The sequence below is a fragment of the Winogradskyella ursingii genome (assembly GCF_013403975.1).
Lineage (GTDB): Bacteria > Bacteroidota > Bacteroidia > Flavobacteriales > Flavobacteriaceae > Winogradskyella > Winogradskyella ursingii.
In genome coordinates, this window is the sequence record NZ_JABFDH010000021.1 from 1 (window position 1) to 582 (window position 582).

Here is a 582-nt window from a genome sequence, read left to right on the forward strand (position 1 = left end):
CGTTGGCATTCATTAAAACCAATCAATACTAATTGAACTTAATAAGTGAATAATAAAACCCTGAATTTTATAATAATTGGACTTTATCTGATTTCATTGTTTATCGAATCATTTAGTGGAAGTGGCGGAGTTTACGGAATTTTTGCTCTGATTTTTGGCGGATTTTCAATCCTTATCGGAAATTTATTCGCATTTGGAGCTTGGACAGCGAATATCTTATTTTTTATCGCGTTAATCCGAAAATCAAAACTGAATACAAAACTGACTTTAAGCGGAATAGCAGTATTGCTCGGAATTTTAGCAATATTTGTTACTGATTTACCAATGCATATGGGTTCAAGCACATCACCTGTGAAAATCGGAATTGGATTTTATTTCTGGATTGGTAGTTTGACCTTATTTTTTGTGAAAAACCTAATGGAATATATAAAACTGAATAAAAAATAACGAAATGCCAACAACGTGTATAATTCATTACGGCGGAATTTCCTATCGGAAATTCCCTGCACTTTTGCTATCTTTCGGTTTACGTCGGAATAACACTGCGTGTCATTCCGTAACGAAACCATACACAAACACGTT

Annotated in this window: 1 protein-coding gene; it reads left to right on the plus strand. The window is 33.7% G+C overall.

Annotated features, from left to right (window positions below):
- Positions 1 to 45: 45 nt before the first annotated feature.
- Complete coding sequence (locus HM983_RS15775) at positions 46 to 447, plus strand: hypothetical protein (RefSeq protein ID WP_179346705.1); 402 nt, start codon at positions 46 to 48, stop codon at positions 445 to 447.
- Positions 448 to 582 lie beyond the last annotated feature (135 nt).